Source organism: Haloarcula sp. Atlit-120R (assembly GCF_003665885.1).
Taxonomy (GTDB): Archaea; Halobacteriota; Halobacteria; order Halobacteriales; family Haloarculaceae; genus Haloarcula; species Haloarcula taiwanensis.
On record NZ_QPLN01000001.1, the window covers coordinates 756,788 to 777,032 of the forward strand.

The 20,245-nt window shown below is 63.8% G+C and carries 21 protein-coding genes, 1 tRNA gene and 1 pseudogene; 8 read left to right on the top strand and 15 right to left on the bottom strand.

Translation table 11 applies throughout. From position 1 onward, the window contains the following. Nucleotides 1–469: 469 nt before the first annotated feature. Nucleotides 470–2,443 (bottom strand): aconitate hydratase, encoded by a 1,974-nt coding sequence (locus DVK01_RS03895; protein ID WP_121535493.1) that lies wholly within the window; start codon nucleotides 2,441–2,443, stop codon nucleotides 470–472. 141 nt (nucleotides 2,444–2,584) lie between these two features. On the opposite strand from DVK01_RS03895, the pseudogene DVK01_RS03900 reads away from it, so the two are divergent. Continuing rightward, nucleotides 2,585–3,067 (top strand): annotated as a pseudogene (locus DVK01_RS03900) (deoxyuridine 5'-triphosphate nucleotidohydrolase); the annotation flags it as partial. A 14-nt stretch (nucleotides 3,068–3,081) separates the two neighbouring features. Here the strand turns inward: DVK01_RS03900 and DVK01_RS03905 are convergent. Next, a complete protein-coding gene (locus DVK01_RS03905; protein ID WP_158598758.1) occupies nucleotides 3,082–4,953 on the bottom strand; it encodes a type IV pilin N-terminal domain-containing protein in 1,872 nt (623 codons plus the stop codon). Nucleotides 4,954–5,254: 301 nt separating this feature from the next. Here DVK01_RS03905 and DVK01_RS03910 point away from each other — a divergent pair, with 301 nt between their 5' ends. From DVK01_RS03910 to DVK01_RS03920, 3 genes are all read left to right on the top strand, one after another. Continuing rightward, nucleotides 5,255–5,914, top strand: coding sequence for a helix-turn-helix domain-containing protein (locus DVK01_RS03910; protein WP_053967222.1), 660 nt, complete (start codon nucleotides 5,255–5,257; stop codon nucleotides 5,912–5,914). 206 nt (nucleotides 5,915–6,120) lie between these two features. After that, nucleotides 6,121–6,399: a HalOD1 output domain-containing protein gene (locus DVK01_RS03915; RefSeq protein ID WP_101350990.1), complete on the top strand. Its 279-nt coding sequence runs from the start codon at nucleotides 6,121–6,123 to the stop codon at nucleotides 6,397–6,399. Between the two features lie 58 nt (nucleotides 6,400–6,457). Then, entirely contained in the window at nucleotides 6,458–6,841 is a 384-nt protein-coding gene (locus DVK01_RS03920) for a methylglyoxal synthase (RefSeq protein WP_101350991.1), read from the top strand. Nucleotides 6,842–6,871: 30 nt separating this feature from the next. On the opposite strand, the gene queC is transcribed toward DVK01_RS03920, so the two are convergent. The 4 genes from queC to DVK01_RS03940 all read right to left on the bottom strand — a co-directional run bounded on the left by queC (nucleotide 6,872) and on the right by DVK01_RS03940 (nucleotide 9,328). Continuing rightward, complete coding sequence (gene queC / locus DVK01_RS03925; protein ID WP_101350992.1) at nucleotides 6,872–7,570, bottom strand: 7-cyano-7-deazaguanine synthase QueC; 699 nt, start codon at nucleotides 7,568–7,570, stop codon at nucleotides 6,872–6,874. Nucleotides 7,571–7,591: 21 nt separating this feature from the next. Next, entirely contained in the window at nucleotides 7,592–8,374 is a 783-nt protein-coding gene (locus tag DVK01_RS03930) for a 7-carboxy-7-deazaguanine synthase QueE (RefSeq protein WP_101350993.1), read from the bottom strand. Continuing rightward, nucleotides 8,374–8,823 (bottom strand): 6-pyruvoyl tetrahydropterin synthase family protein, encoded by a 450-nt coding sequence (locus DVK01_RS03935; protein ID WP_101350994.1) that lies wholly within the window; start codon nucleotides 8,821–8,823, stop codon nucleotides 8,374–8,376. The genes DVK01_RS03930 and DVK01_RS03935 overlap by 1 nt, the downstream gene beginning before the upstream one ends. 214 nt (nucleotides 8,824–9,037) lie before the next feature. After that, a complete protein-coding gene (locus tag DVK01_RS03940) occupies nucleotides 9,038–9,328 on the bottom strand; it encodes a hypothetical protein (RefSeq protein ID WP_101350995.1) in 291 nt (96 codons plus the stop codon). 250 nt (nucleotides 9,329–9,578) lie between these two features. Between DVK01_RS03940 and DVK01_RS03945 the strand changes: the two genes are divergently transcribed. Beyond that, nucleotides 9,579–10,268: a hypothetical protein gene (locus DVK01_RS03945; RefSeq protein WP_121535496.1), complete on the top strand. Its 690-nt coding sequence runs from the start codon at nucleotides 9,579–9,581 to the stop codon at nucleotides 10,266–10,268. Between the two features lie 451 nt (nucleotides 10,269–10,719). Here DVK01_RS03945 and DVK01_RS03950 read toward each other — a convergent pair whose 3' ends face one another. Both DVK01_RS03950 and DVK01_RS03955 read right to left on the bottom strand, forming a co-directional pair. Continuing rightward, complete coding sequence (locus DVK01_RS03950) at nucleotides 10,720–12,048, bottom strand: M28 family peptidase (protein WP_101350997.1); 1,329 nt, start codon at nucleotides 12,046–12,048, stop codon at nucleotides 10,720–10,722. A gap of 57 nt (nucleotides 12,049–12,105) precedes the next feature. Next, on the bottom strand, nucleotides 12,106–12,438 hold the full coding sequence (locus DVK01_RS03955) for a hypothetical protein (protein WP_101350998.1): 333 nt from the start codon (nucleotides 12,436–12,438) through the stop codon (nucleotides 12,106–12,108). 87 nt (nucleotides 12,439–12,525) lie between these two features. Here DVK01_RS03955 and DVK01_RS03960 point away from each other — a divergent pair, with 87 nt between their 5' ends. Beyond that, complete coding sequence (locus DVK01_RS03960; protein WP_121535499.1) at nucleotides 12,526–13,593, top strand: zinc-dependent alcohol dehydrogenase family protein; 1,068 nt, start codon at nucleotides 12,526–12,528, stop codon at nucleotides 13,591–13,593. Between the two features lie 38 nt (nucleotides 13,594–13,631). Then, the gene (locus tag DVK01_RS03965; RefSeq protein ID WP_101351000.1) at nucleotides 13,632–13,868 is read left to right on the top strand and encodes a hypothetical protein; all 237 of its coding nucleotides are present in this window, start codon (nucleotides 13,632–13,634) and stop codon (nucleotides 13,866–13,868) included. A gap of 11 nt (nucleotides 13,869–13,879) precedes the next feature. Here DVK01_RS03965 and DVK01_RS03970 read toward each other — a convergent pair whose 3' ends face one another. The 6 genes from DVK01_RS03970 to DVK01_RS22915 form a co-directional block, all read right to left on the bottom strand. Beyond that, nucleotides 13,880–14,197 (bottom strand): 2Fe-2S iron-sulfur cluster-binding protein, encoded by a 318-nt coding sequence (locus DVK01_RS03970; protein WP_101351001.1) that lies wholly within the window; start codon nucleotides 14,195–14,197, stop codon nucleotides 13,880–13,882. 22 nt (nucleotides 14,198–14,219) lie between these two features. Next, nucleotides 14,220–15,617, bottom strand: a complete 1,398-nt coding sequence (locus DVK01_RS03975; RefSeq protein ID WP_101351002.1) for a selenium-binding family protein — start codon at nucleotides 15,615–15,617, stop codon at nucleotides 14,220–14,222. Between the two features lie 112 nt (nucleotides 15,618–15,729). Next, on the bottom strand, nucleotides 15,730–16,632 hold the full coding sequence (locus tag DVK01_RS03980) for an NAD(P)-dependent oxidoreductase (protein WP_121511393.1): 903 nt from the start codon (nucleotides 16,630–16,632) through the stop codon (nucleotides 15,730–15,732). Between the two features lie 60 nt (nucleotides 16,633–16,692). After that, nucleotides 16,693–17,577 carry an NAD(P)H-binding protein gene (locus tag DVK01_RS03985; protein ID WP_101351004.1) on the bottom strand — a complete coding sequence of 295 codons (885 nt, stop codon included), beginning with the start codon at nucleotides 17,575–17,577 and terminating at the stop codon, nucleotides 16,693–16,695. A gap of 266 nt (nucleotides 17,578–17,843) precedes the next feature. Continuing rightward, nucleotides 17,844–17,916 (bottom strand) — tRNA-Arg (locus DVK01_RS03990). 45 nt (nucleotides 17,917–17,961) lie between these two features. After that, nucleotides 17,962–18,546, bottom strand: a complete 585-nt coding sequence (locus DVK01_RS22915) for a 2Fe-2S iron-sulfur cluster-binding protein (RefSeq protein WP_101351005.1) — start codon at nucleotides 18,544–18,546, stop codon at nucleotides 17,962–17,964. A gap of 145 nt (nucleotides 18,547–18,691) precedes the next feature. Between DVK01_RS22915 and DVK01_RS04000 the strand changes: the two genes are divergently transcribed. After that, nucleotides 18,692–19,138, top strand: coding sequence for a type IV pilin (locus tag DVK01_RS04000; RefSeq protein ID WP_121535502.1), 447 nt, complete (start codon nucleotides 18,692–18,694; stop codon nucleotides 19,136–19,138). 54 nt (nucleotides 19,139–19,192) lie between these two features. Here the strand turns inward: DVK01_RS04000 and gnd are convergent, their stop codons facing one another. Further along, nucleotides 19,193–20,092 (bottom strand): phosphogluconate dehydrogenase (NAD(+)-dependent, decarboxylating), encoded by a 900-nt coding sequence (gnd, locus tag DVK01_RS04005; RefSeq protein WP_121535505.1) that lies wholly within the window; start codon nucleotides 20,090–20,092, stop codon nucleotides 19,193–19,195. Nucleotides 20,093–20,245: the final 153 nt, after the last annotated feature.

Sequence of the window (20,245 nt, forward strand, 5' to 3'; positions counted from 1 at the left end):
TGGTTAGAAATGCGGAAGGTTCTTTACTCTGACGAGTGTATCTATGCATGCACCCATTTGGGTGCCACCACCCCCACCCCCACCCCTCTTTCCAAACTTTTCCATCGCCACCTGGGTCTGTCTTGGGGACCGCTATGCCGTAACCGGGACACTCATTCCCGTGAAACAGCGTCGGCTACGAGTATGGAGAACGAAAAAGACAGTCTCGCGCTGTCGCTAACCGGTCGTCCTGTGCCGGTACCCGAACCACATCTCTCTGTGCGTGTGTTTCCCGATAGACCGAGGAATGTGTCGCTCGACCGGAGCGGATGCCGCGCTGTTTGTGGCTTCACTGCTCGAAAAGCGATCTGCTGTCTCACGGCGCGAAGCGCTGTTCGACTTCGAAAGGATTCCTCGCTACGCTCGGAATCGCTCTGCTCGCAGGACCTGCGGTCCCGTTCCCAATACGAGGTTTCTGCGAAACCTCGCTCTAGTCGTCTGCGGGTGCAGCGCCGCCTTCGTCGTGTTGCTGCTTCGTGTGCGAGAGTTTGCCACCGGCGGCGAGGATCTCGCGTTCACGCTCGGAGGCGTCGAGCTGACCGGTTGCTTCCCAGTCGTCGTTCACGCGGATGGTGAACTCCGTCTGGCCGGATTTGACGGCCTCGGCCGCGTCGTCGACGATCTCGATGTCGTCGCCTTCCTCGATTTTCTCGTAGGTCTCCTCGTCGATGGTGAGCGGGACGATACCGAAGTTGAACAGGTTCGCCTTGTGGATGCGGGCGAAGCTCTGTGCGAGGACGGTCTCGATACCCAGGTACATCGGGCACAGGGCCGCGTGTTCACGCGAGGAGCCCTGACCGTAGTTCTCGCCAGCGACGAGCACGCCGCCGTCAGCTTCGAGTGCGCGCTCCGCGAACGTGTCGTCGACGCGCGAGAGCGTGAACTCGGAGAGCTTCGGGACGTTCGACCGGTACATCAGGATGTCCTGCGTGGCCGGGATGATGTGGTCCGTCGTGATGTTGTCCTCCATCTTGAGGAGGGCTTCACCACCGACTTCGGTCTCCAGCGGGTCCTTCAGCGGCACGTCGCCGATGTTCGGGCCCTTGATGAGTTCGTCGTCGACGGCGTTCTCCGGCGCGATGAGGTCCGATTCGGAGTTGCCGATGTACTGGTCGGGCATCTCCAGCCCGGGTGCCTCGAGGTCGCCGAGTTCGTCGGCGAGGTCCCGCGGGTCGACGATTTCGCCTTTGATGGCCGCCGCGGTGGCGACTTCCGGCGAACAGAGGTAGACGTTGTCGTCCTCGATACCCGAGCGACCTTCGAAGTTGCGGTTGAACGTCCGCAGCGAGACTGAATCTGAGGCCGGGACGTGCCCGATGCCGATACAGGCACCACACGTCGCCTCGGAGAAGTTGACGCCAGCGGCCATCATCTCCGCGGTCCAGCCCTCGCGGGCCAGCATCTCGGAGGCCTGCTTGGATCCGGGGGCGACGATCATCTCGGTCTTCTTGTCGATGTTGCGCCCTTCCAGCATCTTCGCGGCCGGGAGGATGTCCTCGTAGGCACCGTTCGTACAGGAGCCGATCATGACCTGCTCGACGTCGACGCCCTCGACCTCGGAGACGGGCACGACGTTGTCAGGCATCGACGGCTCGGCGATGAGCGGTTCGAGGTCCGAGAGGTCGACGACGATTTCGTCGGCGTACTCGGCGTCCTCGTCGGGGCCGATGTCCTCGAAGACGTCCTCGCGGCCGAGGCGTTCGAGGTAGTCCTTGGTCTGCTCGTCCGTCGGGAAGATCGAGGAGGTGGCACCGAGCTCGGTCCCCATGTTGGTGATAGTCGTCCGCTCGGGGACGGTCAGCGTCTCGACGCCAGGCCCGGTGTATTCCAGCACCTTGCCGACGCCGCCCTTGACCGAAAGCCGGCGGAGCAGCTCCAAGATGACGTCCTTGGCGGTTGCCCAGTCGGGCAGTTCGCCTTCGAGGCGGACGTTGACGACTTCCGGCATCTCGATGTAGTACGCGCCGCCACCCATCGCGACGGCGACGTCGAGGCCACCGGACCCGATGGCGAGTTCGCCGAGGCCGCCGGGCGTCGGCGTGTGCGAGTCGGACCCGAGCATCGTCTTGCCGGGTGCGGCGAAGTTCTCCTTGTGGACGTTGTGACAGATACCGTTGCCGGGGCGCGAGAAGTGTGCCCCGAACGTACCCGCCGCAGAACGGAGGAAGCGGTGGTCGTCGGTATTCTTAAAGTCAAACTGATAGGTCTGGTGGTCACAGTACTGTGCGGCCAGCTCCGTCTGTACCTCTTCGAGGCCCAGCGCTTCGAACTGCAGCCAGACGAGCGTCCCGGTCGTGTCCTGTGTCAGCACCTGGTCGATCTCGATCCCGATCTCTTCTCCGGGTGTAAGTTCCCCTTCGACGAGATGGTCGTCGAGAATTTTTTCCGTAAGCGTCTGTCCCATAACGTGCGTCAATGGATGGCGCGGCGGTATAAATCCCGCGTATTCCGTCGTATTTTTCATATAAAAACCCGTGCCGTCCGTCACTCGGAAGCGAGTCAACGAGACAGAACAGCGGTTGGCCAGACCGGCAGGCCTTTCCACGATACTCGCACAGAACCGGGTATGTTCAAAAGTGGGCGATTCGTCGCCGATGCCCTCGGCGACCTGAGAGAACCACAAGTGCAACCGAACGGCGTCGACCTCACGCTCGGGGCAATCTACGAACAGGTCGAACCGGGGCGCATTGAGCGCGACGGCAAGACCGTCGGTGACCGACGGGAAGTCGAACCCAGCGACGGTGTCTATCAGCTCGACCGTGGCGGGTACATCGTCGAGTACGCCGACCGCGTCGTCATTCCAGATGGACACATCGGTTTTCTCCTTCCCCGGTCGTCGTTGCTTCGCAACTCCTGCATGCTCGATACAGCCGTCTGGGACGCCGGCTACGAGGGGCGGGGCGAGGGCTTGCTTGAAGTCCACCACCCGATAGAACTCGAACAGGGCGCGCGGATCGCACAGCTCGTGCTCGCCGACGCCGCTCACGAGGGGACGTACGAGGGGTCGTATCAGGGCGAGAACCTGTAGTTGCGACGGGCCGCTTACGGCGTCACAGTGAACGTGAGTTCGCTCCCGTCGCTGAATCCGAGCGTAACCGTGATTTCGTCCCCGGCCATGTCGACGGGCTTCCCGGAGTTACCCTTTCCTGAGGTCAGGAATTCATACATTGTGACCTCAGCCGTCGAATTTCCGGAAACCATTGCGGCGTCAGATAGCACCGCCGTGCTCCCGATCTGGTAGCCGTCTTTCCCGGCGTTGCGTTCCTTGTTCGTGTCCCAGACCCCCGTCGATGCGCCGACGACACGGATTTCGTGGTCAGTCCGGGTGCTACCGGACCCGCTCTCGAACAGCGTGCTGGCAGCGTCCGTACTGACAGTGACGTTCCTGACGCTGACTGCCGTCGAAGCCGTGTTTTCAATGGACAGCGCGACACCAGAGCCGTCACCACCGAACGTCTCTGCGTCGCCGGTGTACCTGACAAAGTCAGCCGCGTCGCCCAGCGCCACGGTCGCGGTCTGGCCGGTCGCGCCGTCGTTACCGTACGCGTCCGTCAGCTCCGACAGCGTGACCGTGTATTCGCCGGGCTGGCTCACGGTGTACTTGACTCTGTAGGTAAACGACGAGCCGCTGTTGTCGAGGTTCAACTGCTCGACGTTTTCGACAGTGCCGGGTCCGGACACGCCCAGTGTCACGTCACTCGCTTGAATCGAGGTCTGCTCTGTCGCTTCGAGTGTCACAGTGAACGTTCGGCTGCCGGTCTCGGTCGCGGTGAAGGAATCGACCGCCGGAGCGGTCGTGTCCTTCGGCGTCTGGTCATTTGTGACGGAATCGCCGCGGTTCCCCACGTCGTCTTCGACGACCGCCGTTGGCGTGACTGTCCCGTCGGCGAGTGAACTCGTGTCGAACGTCAGCGTCGTCTCGTCAGTCGCCGGGTCGATAGTCGCCGACCGCGTGATGTCAGTCCCGGTCTGGTCGGTCAGTGTGACGCGTGCCGTCTCGTCACCGTCCAGCGAATCCGGGTTTGTGATAGTCACGTCGACGGCGTTCTGGTTCGCCTGGGTGATGGCGTCGGGTTCGACAACGACGTTGTTCACGTCGCCTGGCGAGCGACTGTCGAGCACGAAGGATAGGGCAGTCTGTGGCGACATTTCGGTTCCGTCGGCGTCTTGCGCTTCCGATACCGTCACGTCGATAGTCTTGTCCACGTCGTTGTCGGCGAACCGGATCGGGACCTCGTACGTTTTCGCCGTCGTCCAGGTCCCGTCCGCGGTCACTACTGTCGCCGAGCTTTCGGTGACGCCGTCGAGTTCGATGCTCGGCGCGATAGTCCGGTCCATCTCCGTATCGAAAGTCAGCGTCAGCGTGCGTTCGACGTTGTTGTTAGCTTCTGTGTCATCTATCGGTGTTCCGGGGAGTGTCGCCGAATCGATAGCCGGTGGCTCCGGAGCTGGCGTCGCAGTCTCCGTAGCCGGTGTCTCAGTCTCCGGAGTCGGCGTCGCGGTGTCTGTGGTCGGCGTCGGATCAGTAGCCACCGTCCGGCTCTCCCGACCGAGGACCGTACTGCTGTCGACAGCAACGGCGAGGACGGTGACGGTGCCGGTGTAGGAATGAGACAGTCGCACGGTATCGGTCGGTTCGAACGGGCCGGTGACGGCTGACTCGTAGCGCTGACTCGCAGTTTCGTTTCGGATGATAACGTCGAATGACCTGCCGTCGACAGTGTCACCGCCGTTGTGTGTGATCGAGACGGTAGTGCTCGTGATATCTATGTCGAGGTCCACCAGCGGCTCCGCGGTCGATTGTGGTCCGGACGAGAGAACACCGGCACCCAGCACCGAGACCAGCACGACGATAACAGCCGTCAGTAACACGATGCCGACCGTCTCCGATTGACCGCGGGATGAGTCAGTCATGTCAAGTCCGACCGCAGCGCCTTGTGTGGAACCGTCGACACATGGTGTCAGCAGGCGTCGGCAGAGCGGATAGTGTACTAGTACTCGTTCGCAGTCAAAAGGGTGCTGATGGTTGAGACATGGTAGGCCATGCTGTGAATTTAAGTGGATTTCCCGAGTGCTATCCATTGGTGCTTGAATCGACTATACCCCGGTCCATACCGCCGTCAGCCTTCAGTACCCGGAAATTACACAAGCACCGTTTTCAGGTACGACAACTGTCTGACCGGGGTTTATCATCGTTGCTGCGTGACAGTGAGACATGATAGTAGAATTTCACATCGACGCCCCCCTCTTGCAGCGAACAGCTGAAACGCTGAGTAAAGCAGCGATACGGATACAGCGACTGCACTGCGAGAGCGGCGACTGTCGTGCCGTCGCCTGGATTGGCCCCGTTGAGCGGCCCGCCATTGAAGCGAATCTGGCCCAGGACGAGAGTATCACCGACTATGCCCACGTAGCGGCAGAAGGAGATGGTCACTGGTACACCCTACATACGACTGATACGACAATCGACACGATCGGAGAAGCGTTGTTGAACGCGGACGGGTTCCTGCTCGGCGCCGCACAGACCGGCGAAGACTGGGTCTTCCGGGCCCGGTTCCCCGAGAAGAGTTCGGTGCTATCGTTCCGTGACGCGCTCGTGTCCAGTGATATCACCATCGACATTCAGACCATCACTGATGACACGGAAGCCTCCCCGCAGTTCGGCGTGACGGACCCACAGAGAGAAGTGCTGTTGCTCGCGCTCAATCGTGGCTACTTCACCGTCCCGCGGGAGTCCTCTCTCTCGGACCTCGCCGCCGAACTCGGTATCTCCAGCCAAGCCGCTTCAGAGCGGCTCCGGCGGGGAACCCGGACGTTGGTCCAGAACACGCTGGCGGCCCCTGAGCGACCGCTTGTCGGCTCACCGCCAGAGTGACCGGAAGAGAGTAACTTCCGGGTGGGAGAACGCGGTGGTGGTGGGACGCCGACCAGCTGTGAGCAACAGGTCTGTGGCGACACAGTGGTAAGTAGCCGCGTGTGAGCTGACAGTGCCGAAGAGTGGTCCGTCATCGGCACGTCGGTTACTTCAGACAGTGAAATAGCTCATCCGCTGTTATAAGAGAAGGGAGCGTATGATGGCGTATGAGCTCGAACGAGGGGACTGTGTATATGCTGCGGAACCGGGCCACGGAGGGGTCCGACGACTGGGTGAGCCCCGAGCCCGCAGAAGATGTTATTGCCGATGCGGTGCTTGAAGCGACAGATCTGGCTGCGGATGATATTGACAGGCTTGATACGTACGTCGACAGCGAGTCTCTCCGTGCAGTCGTCGGCGAGGGGACGACGGAGTCGCTAACGTTCGCTGTCGAAGGACACGACGTGACAATAACCGCTGACGGAGCGATTTCTGTCGACGGGTAACCGGCGCTGACACGCCCCCGTCCAAATGAGATAAGTCGATGGCCCGAGAGCCCCAAGTATGACTCGCGTCGCGCTCATCGCACACGACGACGAGAAACCCGAGATGATAGACCTGGCACAGAGCTACGAGGACACGCTGTCGGCGTTCGACCTCGTCGGGACCGGCACGACGAGCAAGCGCATCATGGCCGAGACCGACCTCACGGTCGAGCGCAAGGAGAGCGGGCCGATGGGCGGGGACACGCAGATCGGCGCGGAAGTCGCCGAGGGCCGGATGGACGGCATCGTCTTCCTTCGGGACCCGCTGACAGCACAGCCTCACGAGCCGGACATCTCGGCGCTCCTGCGTATCTGTGATGTCCATGACGTGCCGCTGGCGACGACGCGAACCTCGGCGGAGTACGTGCTGGACGGACTGGCTCGGGACCAAGCTGACGACTAATTCCTCGGTGGACGACCGCCCGTAATCTGCTTATTCGGCGTACGTCGGTCGTTCGGCGTATTCGATTGGGTCCCGTTCGCCGATGCGCTGGAAAGCTTCGAGTCGGAACGCACAGGCGTCACACGTCCCACAGGCCGGTTCGTCGTCCCGGTAGCAACTCCATGTGTCCTCGTAGGGGACGCCGAGTTCGACGCCGCGCTCGGCGATGTCTGTCTTGGACCACTCGACGAACGGCGCGACGAGGTCGATGTCCGTCTCGGGCTTTGTGCCGGCGTCGATGACGCCCTGGAAGGCGTCGAAGAAGGCGGGCCGGCAGTCCGGGTACCCCGAGAAGTCCTCGCTGTGTGCGCCGATGAAGACAGCCCCGCAGTCGTTGGCTTCGGCGTAGGAGACCGCCATCGACAGCAGGTTCGCGTTACGGAACGGGACGTAGGAACTCGGAATCTCGTCGCTGTCGGTGTCGGCGTCGGCCACGGCCATCGAGTCGTCGGTCAGCGACGACGCGCCGATCTGGGTGAGGTGCTCGGTCTCGACGTGGAGGAAGTCCGCCGCGTCGACGTGGTCGGCCAGCGCGCTGGCGCACTCGTACTCCCGGTCTTCGGTGTTTTGCCCGTAGCTGGTGTGCAGCAGGTACAGGTCGTCGTAGCCGCGGGTCTGTGCTTCGTACGCCGCCGTGGCGCTGTCCATGCCGCCGGAGGCGAGCACGACAGCGCGGGTGTCGTTAGTCATGCTAAGTGGTATCGCAGGCAGTTACGTTCCCGGTGCGTCGTTCCAGAGGTCGACGTGGAGCCGCGGCGTGTACCGATAGCCGTACTCCAGTGCGAGGTCCGCGACTGTCTCCCGGGTCGATTCGAGCTGGTCGCGCGTCTGTCCTTCCGGCATCAGCAACACGTCGTCGTCATCCACGCGTGCGGACGCGGCGTCGCGGAGTCGGTCGATGAGGCGCTCGATCTCGGCCATGTCCTCGCGGCCGGTGACGACGAACTTCAGTTGCGTGTCGTAGCTTTCGACGAGTTCGGCCAGCGTCGGCACGTCGAGTCGCCGGTCCTCGTGGCGGTCCGCCCACTCGCCGTCGCCGTCGGGGTCGCGGTCGGCCGTCGGCGTACTGGAGGCCAGTTTCGGGCTGACGCTGGCAAGGTCGATAGGGGCGTCCGGGACGACGGTTCCGTTAGTCTCGACCGTCGTGTGATACCCGCGGTCGGCCAGCCGCGCCAGCAGGGTCTCGCTCGAATCGTGAATCAGCGGCTCGCCGCCGGTGAGGACGACGTGGTCGGCGTCGTACTCGTCGATAGCCGCGACCACGTCGCCGACGGTGAACCAGTCGTGGGTCGGCTCCCAGGAGGTGTGATAGGAGTCACAGAACCAGCACCGCAGATTACAGCCGCTGGTTCGGACGAACACGCTCGGGACGCCGGCCAGTCGGCCCTCGCCCTGAAGCGACTGGAACAGTTCGTTGATAGGGAGGTCGCCCGTCTCCGCGTCGGCGTCGGTCCCCTCGATGTCGACCCCGGGCGTGTCGTTTGCGACCGGCATCAGCGGATACAGAGTTCGCTGGTCTCCCGGACGGAGACGGCGACGTCCGACACCGTCTCCGGGAGGCGGTCGGCGAGACGCTGTTCCAGTATCGCGGCCATGACCTCGGCCGTCGGCGGGTGGTCGAGGACGACCACGGCATCGCCATCGCCGCTGGCGTCGAAGGCTTCGACCAGCGGGTCACCGGCCTCGAGCAGGAAGCGGTGGTCCCACTCGTCGACCACGTCCGTGATGTCTCCCTTATCCACGACCCACCCTTCGTCGGTGAGTTCACCGGTGACACGGACCGTTATTTCGTAGTTGTGTCCGTGCGGGCGCGAGCATTTCCCGTCGTGATGTAGCAATCGATGGCCCGCAGAGATACGGAGCGGCCGATCACCGCCGACGACGAGGTTCCGTTCGCCAGCGTCGGCGAGCGTGTCATCGGCCTTCGATAGTCCCTGAGACATACCACGGTATTATCGGTCGGTGGCTTAACTCTCACGGGAGCTGGCTAGCCAGTGCCTCGGTAACACAGAACTGAGACGAGCGGGGGCGAGTCGTCACTGTCCGACAGTAGGTGCGCAGTGGAGACACCCCTCGGGAACGAACGGACAGCGTTCACCGTGGGACGGCGCTCGACGACCATCGAAGACCGCGCTACGTGTTAGTGGGAGTGGCAAGTCACTCGGAGAGTGAATCGTCGGCGACGGCCGCAAGTCGTCGGTTCATCGCTCGGAGATACTCGGCGGCAGCGTCGGGATGGCCGTCATCTAGCGCCGTGTGTACCTGCTCGCAGCCGTGGAGCAACTGCGAGCGCAACTCACACTCCGGGAGCTTGTGCTGGCTGACCGTCTCGGCTGTCGCAACTGCCTGTCGAGCCGTATCGAACTCCGCGCCGCTGATCGCCGTCTCGCCCTCTTCAGCGAGTTGTGTCAGCACCGCGTGTACGTCGCTGGGCAGGTCACTGGACACAAACGCTGTTAGGCACGCACAGTGATAACGGCCGTGTTAGATGTCCAGCGGGGACCCGAGGCGCAAGCCCGGACAGCACCTGTGGTACCCTCGCCGTGCGGACGCCTGTGGGTGGGTGGGCGGGCTGTGGCCGGCAGTGATCTCGGAACACAGCGGTCGAAAGCGATGGACGGGAGTCCCATCTCACAGGCGACTATCGTTCGCGGATATCGGCGTAAGGGATAGGTCACTGCAGCCCACAGGGTTGGGTGTGACACGACGTGCCGTCGAACGGGAGTTCGAGCGTTACCTCTCGCAGTTCGTCGACGAGACGTACGCGGCGTTCGATGTGGCAGCCGTGCTTCGCGGGTCAAACGGGAGCGGCGGCCGCGTTGCGGGCAAACTGCTGAACAACAGCCGCCCGCTGGAACGACACGTTATCCGGCCGAAACTCCAGTCCTACCAGCAGCAGATACTCGACCAGCTGGAGCCGGTGCTGGATTACGCTGCCACCGACGCGGCGTTCGACGCCTACGCTGACGACGTGCTGGCCCGCGATATCTACTGGAACGCGCTCCGTGACACTGTCCGTGGCGACCGACGAGACCAGATTCGGGAGCGGCTGCTGGCCCGCCAGCAGTCGTTTGGAGACGACCTCGCGCCGCTGGTCGCCGCCGACAGCGACGACTTCTGGACGGCTGTCACTGATACATACGACCAGGAGACGGCGACGGATATCGTTCAGACGCACTTCGAGTTTTCCGTTCCGCTGCAGGAGGACCAGAACGCCTTCGCCTTCGAACTCAGCATCGACCCCGGCGAGGTGCTTGGCGGTCTCGCACGGGCCCTGCCCACGCTCAACGTCGAATTCACCGACGAGGCGTTGCGGTCGATGCGCCACGCCGAACAGCAGGTCATTCCGTCGGCGAAGGCTGACGTAGCGCAGGCGTACGACTCATAGAGTGGCCCTGCCGCTACGTGCCGCTTTGCTCAGTCTGCGTTACCAGTCGGTGTTTGGAGTAGTATGTCCGAAAGTGGACACAGCGGCCGTCCTGGCACGTGGACGGCCGTTGTGTCAGGTATTGGTGTTGGTGTTGACTGACGACGGCAGGTGTGGTTACTCACGTCGACTCGGCCTCGGACTCCGCGAGGCCGATAGAGCATGGGAGCTTGGCAGCGAACGCCGGTAACGGCGTTCACATACGGGCTACAGTACGTAGACCAATCAACCTGCCATCGGTTTCCATGTCCCCATATGGTAAATAACCTACGGAATATGTTACTTCTATACCGAGTAAATCATTATAATCCATCGTCAGACACCAGGACTGCCGAACACGAGAGGGGTCCGATATACTAGAAATCTGGTATGTATCCGCCGCCAGTCGCGGAGACCACCGCGGCAGTGGGTCTCAGTCGTCGAAGGGCCAGTCGCCCGTAATCCGCATCCCCTCGGCGAGGTCCTGCGATTCGAGGGCGGCAGCTATCTCCGCGGGGTCCTTGCGGTCGGCGCGCACCGAGCCGTCGGCGAGCGTCACGGCGAGTTCGGTCAGCAGGACGGCCTGCTCGCGGAACGTCCGGGATTCCAGTTTGTCCAGCGTGTCGGCGTGGGTGTGGCCCCAGCCGCGGCCCTCGCCGCCGGTTTCGCTGGTCACGTGGTAGCCGGGGACGCCGCGCCGGACAAACGGCCAGTGGTCGCTGTGGGGACCCTGCTCCGGCGTGAGCGAGATGGGGTGGTCGAAACGGTCGGCCACGTCCTCGGCGGCGGCCGCGAGCGCGTCGAACCCGTGGGTGAAACACTTCAGCGTCCGGCCCTGGACGACGCCGTCCAGATTGAGCACGGCCGTCACGTCGTCGGGGGCCACGTGGGCGGCCAGCCGGTTCGAGCCGACGAGTCCGACCTCCTCCGCGCCGAAGGTGACGAACTCCACGCGCGTCGCCAGTTCGTGCTCGCGGCCGGCCAGCGCCCGCGCGAGTTCGACGACCATCGCCGTCCCCGCGCCGTTGTCCATCGCGCCCTCCGCGATGTCGTGGGCGTCGACATGACTGGTCACCAGCAGTCGTTCGTCCGTGTCCGGTCCGAGTTCGGCGTGAACGTTCTGACTCGTCGCAGCGGGCGTCTCGCAGTCGACGCTAAGGGCGACATCATCACCGGCGTAGCGGCGACCCAGTCGCGCGCCCGTCTCGCTGGCGACGCCGACTGCCGGAATCTCGCCGATGGGGGTCTCAGCCGTGCCGACGCTCCCGGTCGGTGGCAGCACGCCTTCGACGTGGTTGCGGTAGATGAACCCCGCCGCCCCGGCCTCGACGGCGAGGTAGTACTTCTCCCGCCGGTGGATATACCGGTCGTACCAGTCGGGCACGTCAGAGCGGGCCAGCACTATCTGGCCCTCACAGTCAGCGTCCTCGAAATCCTCCGGGAGGCCGTGGCCGACGTCGACCAGTTCGCCGGTCACTTCGCTGGACGGCGACCGCGGGAGGGCGATGCATTCGTGCGCCTGTGTCGCGACCGGTGACCCATCGACGTGGACGGCGCTGTCGCCCCGCTCCCAGCCCTGTATCTCGAACTCGGAGAGTCGAGCGTCGCGGGCGTACGCCGCCAGCGCGTCTCGGGTCGCTTCGGCAGCCCTCCGTTCGCCGTCGCTGCCGGCCATCCGGTTCCCGATGTCGACCAGCCTCTCCAGGTGGTCCCACCCGACCGTGCTGGTGAAGGTCTCGCCTATCCAGTCAGTGTCGTCCATACCTCTCGGTGGGGTCGTGCCGGGTTTGAAGGTAGGGGTCGGCGGCCGGCGCGGCGATTACCGGGGCGCGAGCGGACCGAACCGGCTGGCGACTCCGTACCCCAGGACAGCCAGCGCGGTGCCGACGAGGCCGAACAGGAGCAGGGAGAGGAGAAACTCCAGCGGCGTGACGGCGACCGCCGGCTGGTCCAGCAGGCGGCGGTACGCCGAAAGGAGCCCGCTCCCGAAGACGGCGGCGGCGAGGAACCCGCCGAAACTGGCGACGCCGACGGTCGCGGCGGCGACCGCGCGATACCGGCTGGACAGGTCGCGTCGCCCGGCGTCGGCATACACCAGCGCGACCGCGACCGGTGACACGAACAGGGCAGCGAGCACCGGGAGGAGGGTCATGTCCGGATATCGCTGGTCCGAGTCATAAAGTCACTCCCGAGCGACGGCGGCCTCCGGTATTTTGTCCGGAGCGCGCGAAGCAGACCTATGCGCGCCGCAGTGCTTGAGGCGTACGACGAACCGCTGGCAGTCCGGGACCGCGATCCGCCGACCCCGGACCCGGACGGGGCCGTCGTCGCGGTCGAGGCGTGTGGCATCTGTCGGAGCGACTGGCACGCCTGGCAGGGCCACGGCGACTGGGCCGACGACGACGTGCCGATAGGACAGGTGCTGGGCCACGAACCGGCGGGCCGCGTCGTCGAAGCGGGCGACCGGGTGACGACAGTGTCGTCCGGCGACCGCGTCGTCGTGCCGTTCAACCTCGGCGACGGGACCTGTGGCTACTGCCGAAACGGTCACGGCAACGTCTGTACGGGCGGGTGGGCGCTGGGCTTCGAGTCCGACGTTCCGGGCGCGTTCGCCGAGCAGGTCGCCGTCCCACAGGCCGACTACAACCTCGTGGGGCTGCCCGACAGCGTTGATTTCGACGCCGCGGCAGCGCTGGGCTGTCGGTACGTCACGGCCTTTCACGCGCTGGCACATCGGGCTGACATCGCCGCCGGGGACCGCGTCGCGGTGCATGGCTGTGGCGGCCTCGGGCTGGCGGCCGTCCAGATCGCGTCGGCGCTGGGTGCGAGCGTCATCGCCGTCGACATCCGCGAGGACCCGCTGGCGATGGCCCGTGATGTGGGTGCGACCGCTGTCGTTGACGCCAGCGCTGTGGCAGACGTGCCAGCGGCCATCGAGGCCGAAACCGACGGCGGCGCGGAGGTGTCCGTCGACGCGCTGGGCCGGGCCGAGACCTGTCGGAACAGCGTTCGATGCCTCCGACCACGAGGAACGCACGTTCAGGTCGGGCTGACGACCGATGCTGAACGCGGCGAGGTGGCGCTGCCGACCGACTGGATCACCCGCTGGGATATCGACGTGCTCGGCTCACGCGGGATGCCGCCGTCGCGGTACGACGAACTCCTCCGTCTGGTCGCTGACGGGACGCTCAATCCCGGCGCACTCGTCACCCGCCGGGTGGCACTAGAGGAAGTTTCGGAGCGGCTGGCCGCGATGACAGACTACGGGACCGACGGTATCGAACTGGTAACGGAGTTCGGCCGGTAGCGGGTACGCTTTTAGCGCTTCAGCTTGACACCCCAAGCATGTCCAACATACTGCGTGACGCTGTCGTCGACCCAGCCCGGGACGCGCTCCCGTTTCTGGTCATCACCGTCCTGTGGGTTATCGTGATGCTCGTCCTCTACGGCCTCTTTCTGGTCACCAAGCCGAGCGATATCACGTACGACGCCTGGGTCCACGCGACGGTGTTCGTCGTCCCGGCCATCGGGTTCTTGGGACAGGTACTCCAGCAAGCGCTGTCGGGTCACCACCGGACCTGACCGGCTCCCCGTCACTTCCAGGGGTTCGGGACCAGTTCGGCCTGCACCGTCGCGCCGACGGCGAGATGCGTGTCGGTTGTCGGCTCGGCGATACAGAGCAGGACGTAGCCGTCCGCAAGCTGTCGGTCCTTGAGTGCCCGCGGCGAGCGGTGATGCACCACGTCACCGGACAGCAGCCGAGCGGTACAGGTCCCGCACGCACCGGTTCGACAGCCGAACGGCAGTCCGATATCCGCGGCCGCCGCGGCATCGAGTATCGTCTTGCCGTCCGGGACGAAAATCGTCTCCGTCCGGTCGCTGTCCCGCCAGTCCAGCTGGACCTCGGACATCAGCTGCCCACCCGCACCGCCGTCATTGCCACACGTCGCTGGTACAGTCTCCGTCGGGCCACCGGATCTCGTGGGCACGAGCAGGGCCTTCGGGCAGGTCGCCGAAGTCCACGAGGAAGTCCCGGTCGAGCGACATTGTCCCCGTCCGCGGATCCACATCGGCTTTGAGCATTACCGAGCCGGTCTCGGCCTCCTCGGGGAAGAACTGGTTATCCCACGACGAAAACAGCGAGGTCGTCCAGTACAGCCGCTCGCCGTCGAGTGAGAGCTGAAGCATCTGCGGACCCGCGACGATGTCACGGCCCTGTACCTGCTGAATGTCGCCGAAGTAGCCACCGATAGAGATCGAATCGGCCTTCCGGGGGTTCGACGGGTCCGAGATGTCGTACATCCACACCTCGCCGTGGAGCCAGTTCGACCCGAAGAGGTAGCGGTCGTCCATCGAGATGAGGATGTCCGTTACCAGTGCTGGCACCGGCATGTCCCACCCCTCGTGTTCACGGTCGTCGAACTCGATGACTGGTTCGGCATGATACTCACCGTTCGATTCGTGGAAGTGGATGATATTCGAGGATAGCGCCGCGCCGACGTAGCCGTGCGTGCTCTCGGGTGTGTGGAGAAAGCGGGCTTCGAGCGGAATCAGACCGTCCTCGCCGAGGTCGATGGTCTGTTCGACGGTGCCAGCCTCCCAGTCCCAGAAATTGAGATGCTGGCCGTATTTGCCGTCCTCAACGTCCTCTAAGTCGAACCCAGGGTAGTAGGTTTTCGGGGCCGCCCACTCCGTCGACAGCATCACGTTCTGGCGGGGCTGATACCAGTAGTCGTAGTTCATCTCTATCTCGCCGGGCGGGTCCCACCGACCCTGCACCTCGAAGTCGTCGTTCAGTTCCAGAAAGCCGCCGGGGAGGTCGCCGTCGGCGTCGCCCAGCATGGAGATAAGGATCTCACCGTCGGGGATGCAGTGGACGGTGTGGGGCGCGGAGAGGTCGTGGTCGTACACCGTTTCCGGTTCAATGACTTTCGTCAGTTCAGGGTCGCGTCGCTCCTTGGTGTCGACGATGTGAATTCGAGATGACCGCTGGCCGGGAATGACGAGATGCCGGCGCTCCAGTCCGTCCATGTGGCACGATGAGGAGCAGGCGTTCCACCCGAAATGGTGGAGCTCGTCGCCCTTGTTCGGCATTTTGACTCGATTGATTATTTCGCTGTAGGTGTCCGAGTCAGGGTCGACATCGACGACAGCCAGAAAGTCCGGCGCGTCGACGTCCTGACCCACGTGCAGCCCCATCACGTAGGCGGTCCGTTCGCGCTCGGCCTCCTCAATGGCCGCCTGCGGAGTGGCATAGCCCGGCCCCTCGTGGTCGTGATGCTCGTGATGGTCGTGTGTCTCGCTCTCTGACGGCTGTTCGGCGTCACTCATGCTTGTTAGTTACATACACATTACATTTTAGCAACGTGTTCCGGATGAAACGGCCGCTACATGCGGCGTGGTAATGGCAGCGTCCGGCGCGATGCACGGGCCACCGTCGGCTTCACGCCAGTTGTCGCCAGCTCCACGTCGGTTCCCAGTCGAGCAGCTGCTGGGCTTTCGAGGTGTCGATGAGCGCCGCATACGGGTCGCTGTCCTCGCCCGTCTGTCTTCGGTAGTCGGCCTCGGGATACAGTTCCGCTGCGAGTTCGGCGCTCGGTGTCTCAGCACTCGTGTCCGGGGCCGACACCCAGAATCGCTCGTGGCCATCGAACGACGCCTCGATGGCTGCCTCGACGAGCGTGACAGCATCGGTCGCGTGGACATATCCACAGAGCGTGTTACGCTGGGTATGGAAATGCGCCGAGTTCCGGAGTCCAGCGAGGGTACGGTCGGCCTCGACAAACGTCTCGTGGGCCAAGTCATCGTCGACCACCCACGGGAACCGAAGCGACGTAATGGTCTGGGGTGCGTCCGCGCTCCGGCGGGCGAACCCATCAGCAGCGATCTCCAGTGCCTGTTTCCCCATTGCATACGGGTTCGACGGCGTGAGGCGGTGGTCCTCGTCAATTGGGAGGTAGTCGAGCGTGATGGCGTCCGGTTCGAACCCGCCGCCGATGGCGCTGAAACTCGACGCCAGAGCGACCGTGTCGATACCCAGTTCGCCGGCTGCTTCCAGTAGGTGATAGCTGGACATGACGTTACTTTCATAGGTCCGGTATCCCGGCGTCTGGTCGGGCGTGGGAACCATTCCGAGGTGGACGACAGCGTCGGCATCGCTCTTTGCGAGTGCACCGTACACCTCGCCCGCATCGAGCAGGTCAGTCTCGATGTATACGTCCGAGTGTGTCTCGTCGCGCCGACCGCGGGAGAGATTGACCGTCCGGTATCCCGCTGCATCCAGATATTCGAGAACGTGCGTGCCGACACGGCCGTTACCGCCAGTGACGGCGACCGATTCGGGCATGCAAGGATATGCACCAGACAGACTCAAAGGGGTTCCGCCGGGACACGTCGATGGCCGTCCTCACGCCGCAGCGAGCGCCTTCCGGACAGCGTCCTTGATTGGCGTCTGGTCGATTGGCACGACATCTTGCAGGTCCATTGCCGGGTCAACCGTGACCGGGTTCCGCATACTCTCGGCCAGCGGCCGGGCGATGGCGTACTGTACGTCTGTCGTGAATCGAAGCCAGTGCGAGGACAGGCCCGGCGTCATCACCGGCACGGGGATGATAAACAGTCGCTTGCCCTTCTCTGCCGCGGTGAGTTTCAGCAGCGACTCGTAGGACCACACTGACGGCCCGCCGATGTCGTAGGTCTCGCCACGGGTCTCGTCGGCATCGAGCAACGCCACGAGGTAGCTAATCGCGTCGTCGACACCGATGGGCTGACACGGCGTTCTGACCCACTTGGGGACGAGCATCAGCGGCAGCCGGTCGGTCAGGTCGTTGACGATCCGGAAGCTCGCGCTCTCCGGGCCGATGATGACCGCCGCACGGAGTACCGTCAGGTCGAACGACCCCTCCGCCAGCACCGACTCGACTTCGCGCCGCGACGCCAGATGGGGCGAGAGGTTCTCCTCGTCACCGCTGATACCGCTGAGATAGACAACCCTGTCGACGCCCGCGGCCGACGCCGAGTCCGCGAACCGACGGGCGTAGCGACGGTCCAGCTCAGCGAAGTTCTCGGAAGTGAGCGAGTGGATGAGGTAGTACGCAACGTCGATGTCGTCGCAGAGTCCATCGAGGGAGTCTGGGTCGCCGAGGTCACCCTCGAACGGTTCGACCCCGTCGGGAAACGATTCTTCGCTCGCACTCCGGGAGAACGCCACCACGTCGTGGCCTGCGTCGTTCAGGGCACGGACCAGTCGCTGTCCGATGAATCCGGTCGCACCCACGACGAGCACACGCATGTGTTCGTACCTTGTGTCGGAACCTCAAGGACGTTGCGGCGATTCCCGTGCCGTGACAGTCACCGGGGCCGTGAGAAACAGGGACGGGCGTTGCGATTCCCCGGGTTCAAACCGCTCTGATACTGCTATTCGCTCGTCACGTCCGCTCCTCGCAGAATAGCGGGCAGCGAGGGATTTGAACCACAGTCGTTTCGCACCGCTACACTCCCTGATTCAAATCCTCGCTTCCGGTTCGCTCACCGCTCGTAAAACTCGGGTTCGCTGCACGGGCGGCGAGGGATTTGAACCCCCGACCATCTGGTCCGGAACCAGGCGTTCTGTCCGCTGAACTAGCCGCCCACAAGAAACGCTATCGGACTGCGCGTCTTAACGATTGTGAACCCGTCAGGGCGACTCGCCGGTCTCGATAGTGAACTCGCTGGTCGGGTACGCGACACAGGTCAGACAGTACCCCTCTTCCATGTCGTCGTCCATCAGCGAGTCGTTGTTGCTGTGACGGATGTAGTCCGTCGCTGGGCCGTCCTCGATATGGCCGGCACAGGAGATACACTGGCCCTCACGGCAGGCGTAGGGGAGGTCCCAGCCTTCCTCTTCGCCAGCATCGAGAATCGTCTCGTTGTTGGCGACCTCGATTGTCTCGCCTTCCTTGGCGAATTCGATTTCGTAGTACTCGACCTCGTCGTCGGCGATGTCGTCGGGGTCGAAGCCGTCGTCCTCCTCTTCGACCTCTTCGCCTTCGCCGAGTTCGCCTTCGGCCTCACCGGCCGGAATCGCTGTGGCACCGCCACCGCCGATAGAGCGGTTGTACGGCTCCGGGAAGTCCGTCTCGGGGACTGTCGCGGCCCGCTGCTCAAGGACCTCCTGAGAGATATCTTCCGGTGCCTCCCAACCGGTCCCTTTGGCGTAGTGGAGCGCGACCACTATCAGGGTAAGCGTGGCCCCGGCGGCGAGTCCAACGAGTTCTACCATGTGCACGGCTATGGAATACTGGTTTAATTAGCTGTTGTTTCCGCCTGCAGGGCCTCCTGTCGCACGTCTCGGACTAGTCATTTCTTGAAGATATTAGTGTTAAATTATTCAAAAAATATATTAATACTAATGCTGTTCGAGAGGTATGGGAATTAGAGAGTCCTGGTCCGAGATGGACGGCTCTACGAAGGTACTCGTGGGAATCGTTGCCGGGTTCGGCGCCCTGGTGGTAGCGGTCGTGCTCATCGTCATCATTGCGGCGATTCTGGGGTCGTTCGTTCTCGGAGTCGGAGACAGCGTCGAGGAGCCGAGAGCACCGCAGACGTCGTTTTCTATCGAGTACGATCACGCGATGACTGGCCCCATAGTCGTCGTCAGGCACGAGGGCGGTGACGCCATCGCCGCCGAACGACTCACGCTCGAAGCAGACGACCGGCCGACGAAGACGTGGCAAGACGAGGACGGCACCGTGACTGCGGGCGATGAGTTCGGAATGAACGCACCCAACGGAGCCACCGTCAGACTGGTCTGGCACGGGGAAGAGGGGACGGCGGTCCTCGCCCGCGGACAGGTGCCGACACCCGAGCGCTGAGTCAGGTAGAGCGCTGGCGAGAAGGTCCCGCAGAGTCACGGCACAGCGAGCGCGTTACTCCCGGCGAGGGACCTCGTGGCGGCCGAAGCCGTATCGGAGTCGGTTCGCGAGGCGGCGCGAGAAGCGGCCGTCGTCGGCCCGCGAACCGAACCGCTCGGCCAGCGCTTGGTAGATGAGCGGCACCGGGACTTCCTGTTCGAGCGCCTCTTGGACGGTCCAGGTCCCCGTCGACCCGCCCTCGACGCGGTCGGCCACGTCACCGAGGTCGTTGCCCTCCTCGCGGAACGCCTCCTCGCAGAGTTCCAGCAGCCACGACCGGATGACCGCGCCGTTGTTCCAGGTGTTGGCGACCGATTCGAGATCAAGGTCATAACGGCCGTTGGCCAGCAGTTCGAAGCCCTCGCCGTAGGTCTGCATCAGTGCGTACTCGACACCGTTGTGGACCATCTTGACATAGTGGCCCGAGCCGGCCGGTCCCATCCGGTCGTGGCCGTCGGGGCCGGTCGAGACGGCGTCGAAGACGGGAACCAGTTCGTCGTAGGCCCACTGCGGGCCGCCGACCATCAGTGAGAACCCCAGTTCTGCACCCGCCGGACCGCCGGACGTTCCACAGTCGAGATAGGCCGCCTCGGTCGACTCGGCGCGGCGAACCGAGTCCTCGAAGTAGGAATTGCCGCCGTCGACTACGATGTCGTCGCCGTCGAGTGTCGGAGCCAACTCGTCCAGCGCAGCGTCGACTGGGTCTCCGGCCGGAACCATCAGCCAGATGCGTTTCTCCGAGCCGAGTTTCTCCGCGAGGTCCGCGATGGACGACGCCGGCCGAGCGCCGGCGTCCGCCGCGTCGGCGACGCTCTCCTCGTCGATATCGAAGACGACGACTTCGTGGCCGGCTTCGAGTACGCGGTCGACGACGATTCGGCCCATGCGTCCGAGTCCGATGACGCCAAGTTCCATACCGAGGAGTCGCCGACCGAACAGGTAGGGGTTGCGGTTCGACAGAAAACCGTGGCACGAACACCACCCGTGCCGTCGTCAGTCATAGCGCCATCGCCACCCAACTGCCTCGGAAGCGGCCGTGGGAAGCCAGCAATTGCCACGTAGCGCTGT